This is a genomic window from Catenibacterium sp., assembly GCF_052354645.1.
GTDB classification, from domain to species: domain Bacteria; phylum Bacillota_I; class Bacilli_A; order Erysipelotrichales; family Coprobacillaceae; genus Catenibacterium; species Catenibacterium mitsuoka_A.
The window spans coordinates 1-3,466 of the sequence record NZ_DAWDDM010000214.1; the positions used below are offsets into that span (position 1 = coordinate 1).

3 protein-coding genes and 1 pseudogene are annotated in these 3,466 nt (G+C 34.3%); 1 reads left to right on the forward strand and 3 read right to left on the reverse strand.

Annotated features, from left to right (window positions below; translation table 11 throughout):
* Positions 1–98: 98 nt before the first annotated feature.
* On the reverse strand, positions 99–557 hold the full coding sequence (gene dtd / locus ACT8VG_RS08820) for a D-aminoacyl-tRNA deacylase (RefSeq protein ID WP_187012526.1): 459 nt from the start codon (positions 555–557) through the stop codon (positions 99–101).
* Between the two features lie 68 nt (positions 558–625).
* Here dtd and ACT8VG_RS08825 point away from each other — a divergent pair, with 68 nt between their 5' ends.
* Positions 626–1,894 carry a replication-associated recombination protein A gene (locus ACT8VG_RS08825; RefSeq protein ID WP_117459268.1) on the forward strand — a complete coding sequence of 423 codons (1,269 nt, stop codon included), beginning with the start codon at positions 626–628 and terminating at the stop codon, positions 1,892–1,894.
* Positions 1,895–1,900: 6 nt separating this feature from the next.
* Here ACT8VG_RS08825 and miaA read toward each other — a convergent pair whose 3' ends face one another.
* On the reverse strand, positions 1,901–2,815 hold the full coding sequence (gene miaA / locus ACT8VG_RS08830; protein ID WP_195921470.1) for a tRNA (adenosine(37)-N6)-dimethylallyltransferase MiaA: 915 nt from the start codon (positions 2,813–2,815) through the stop codon (positions 1,901–1,903).
* Positions 2,812–3,466: pseudogene (locus ACT8VG_RS08835) on the reverse strand (DNA mismatch repair endonuclease MutL); the annotation flags it as partial. The gene miaA and the pseudogene ACT8VG_RS08835, both read right to left, overlap by 4 nt.

Genomic DNA, 3,466 nt, shown 5'->3' on the forward strand with positions numbered 1-3,466 from the left:
TTCATTTCCTTTGTAAAGACTTTTTTTGATTTTTATTCATTTTTTGTGAAAAAATGTAAAAAAGGGCTTATACGCCCTTCTATTTGCCTATAATCGCATTATTTTCGAGGCATGATGTCATCGCTGTCTAATACAATAGTAACTGGACCATCATTAATTAATGCACATTTCATATCAGCTCCAAAAATTCCTGTTTCTACATGAATGCCTTGGTTTCTTAAACTTTCATTAAAGTAATCATAAAGCGGTGAAGAGATATCAGGCTTAGCTGCATCAATAAAGCTTGGTCTTCTTCCTTTACGACAGTCTGCATATAAAGTGAATTGAGAAATAGAAAGAATAGATCCTTCTACATCTATGAGTGAACGATTCATTTTTTGGTTTTCATCTTCAAAGACTCTTAAGTGGATAACCTTTTCCACAAGACGATCTATAATTTCATGAGTATCATCATTATTAAAACCTACAAGAATCATATAACCCTTATTAATGGCACCATGTACTTCTCCATCAATTGTCACACTTGCTTCTTTTACTCTTTGTAAAACAATTCTCATATTACTCTCTCCTTATAAAATCATGTTATAATTATACATGATTCTAAAACGAAAGGAAATAAACTATGATTCATAAGACACTTGCAGATTCCATGCGCCCTATTGGACTTGATGATGTAATTGGGCAAAAGCACCTTGTAGGAGATAATAAATTATTAAGACAATTTGTAAAGAAGGATCATCCAATGTCCATTATTTTATATGGACCACCTGGATGCGGAAAAACAACTATGGCTAAGGCCCTCGCTCATGATTTAAATATACCATATCGTATATTCAATGCCTCTACTGGTAATAAGAAAGAGATGGACCAGATTATCACTGAAGCGAAACTTTCAGAAGGTTTGTTTGTGATTGTAGATGAGGTGCATCGTTTAAATAAAGATAAGCAAGATCATTTACTGCCTTATATCGAGAGTGGATTGTTGATTATCGCAGGCTGCACAACTGCCAATCCATATCATTCTATCAATCCTGCAATTCGCTCAAGATGTCATTTATGTGAAGTAAAGCCTTTGAATCATGAAGAGATTGTGGAAGCATGTCAAAGAGCTGCAGTCAGCGAGAGAGGACTTAATCATCAATATGAAATAGATCAAGAAGTATATGATTATATTGCAAGAATGAGCAGCGGTGATGTGCGTTATGCTTATAATTGTTTGGAACTTGCAACTATTTATGCACCAGATACACATATCACATTAGAAATCATTCAGGAAGCTGTTCCACGCGCCAATATGCAATTTGATAAAGATGAAGATCAATACTATGATACTTTAAGTGGTTTGCAGAAATCTATTAGAGGATCTGACCCAAATGGTGCTCTTTATTATTTTGCAAAACTTATAGATGCAGGAGATATAGAGTCACTAGAACGAAGACTGATTACAACTGCTTATGAAGATATAGGACTAGCCAATCCTAATGCGTGTATGCGTACTGTTTTAGCCTTCCAGGCAGCTAAGACAATTGGTTTTCCTGAAGCAAGAATTCCTCTAGCAAGCTGCATTATAGAATTGGCTTTATCACCTAAATCAAAATCGAGTGAAAATGCGATAGATGCAGCACTTGCGTCTTACCACAACGAACCACATAAAGCACCACAATATATACGTTTAACTCCTGTTGGTATAGATGAGGAAGATCGTTACGATTATAATAGACCTGATTTATGGGAATATCTTCAATATCTTCCTGATGAAATTAAAGATGCTCAGTTCTATGTACCTTGGCTGACAAGCCGTTATGAAAAATCATTAACTGAAAACTATCAAAGAATTCTTAAACACGGAAGAACCACAAATATCAGAAAACTCAAAAAAGATAAGCCTCGTTAGAGAGACTTATCTTTTTTCATACCATTCTTCGATATCTTTTAATACTTGGTGAATTGTAGAATCAAAATCTTCTAGATTGACATCGTACCAATGTACATCAAATTGGTTATTAAACCATGTATATTGTCTTTTCGCGTAGTTACGTGAATGTTTCTTGATTTCTTCTATGACCTGTTCTTTTGTTTTTGAACCTTCAAAGTAATCAAACCATTCCTTATAACCAATAGCCTTCATAGACTGCGCATTACGTGATAAACCTGAATCATAGATTTTCTTGACTTCTTCTTCTAATCCCTGTTCAATCATTAAATCAACACGTTTATTAATACGCTCATAAAGAATAGGACGTGGAAGTGTGAGTCCTACAAAATAAATGTCATAAACAGGCTTATGTTCCTGCGCTTCTAGAATATCACTTTTTCTTTTTCCTGATTCTTCATAAATTTCAATGGCACGTAATACTCTTTGACGATTATTAGGATGTAGATCTAATGCTGATTGAGGGTCAAAGGATGCCAAATACTGATGTAGTTCTTCATTTGTATAATGGGCATACTTCGCTTTTATTTCATCATGCTTAGATTCTGTTTCTTCAAAAGTATAATCATAAAGAGCACCCTTGATATAAAGACCTGTACCTCCTACCACAATAGGCATATCGATTGTATCGATATAATGACGAACTTCTTTTTGAAATTCACTGACAGAAAATGTTTCATCAGGATTTTTGATATCAATCATATGATGAATAATACCCTGCGTTTCTTCTTCTGTTACTTTGGCAGTTCCAATATCCATCGTACGATAGATCTGCATAGAATCACCACTAATGACTTCACCATGAAGTGCTTCTGCTAAAGAAACACCCATACGTGTTTTACCTACAGCAGTAGGTCCACATACCGCAATTACTTTTTTCATACTACAACCCTCTTAAATAACTTTTCTAATTCATAATCACTATAGAATATGATGGTTGGTCTACCATGAGGACAAACATAAGGATTATCACAACGCATAAGATTATCTATAATTGTCTGCATATCCTGTGTTGTAAGATATGTATTTCCTTTGACACTTGCTTTACATGCAAGTGTTGCAATAGCATGTTCCTGCATAGCAACAATATCCACACTTTGATTGTTTAAAACTTCTTGAATCATTTCATCAATAAAGATCTTCTCATCGATATTTTTCATCCATAAAGGTAAACCACGTACAATATATGAATGTCGGCCAAATGATTCAAGATGGATTCCAACTTCTTCCAATAACCCTTTATGTTCATCAATAACAAGACATTCGCTCTCAGGATATTCAAATGTAAGAGGAACAATCTTTGGCTGGATGGATAAATCAGGATGAGAGAACTTATTGAGGAAATATTCATAATTGATACGTTCCTGTGCTGCATGCTGGTCAATGATATAAAATCCTCTTTCATTTTCTCCTAAAATATAAGTACCTCTTGTTTGACCAATAACCTTAATTTTTTCTTTAATTGGTTTAAGTGGTTCTTCTTTTGGAGATTCTTTGATTTCTGCTTTTTCAGGTTCATAAACAGGCATTTCT

Coding starts and splice junctions, on each gene's coding strand:
- dtd (WP_187012526.1), bottom strand. CDS start 557: ATGAGAATTGTTTTACAAAGAGTAAAAGAAGCAAGTGTGACAATTGAT.
- miaA (WP_195921470.1), bottom strand. CDS start 2,815: ATGAAAAAAGTAATTGCGGTATGTGGACCTACTGCTGTAGGTAAAACA.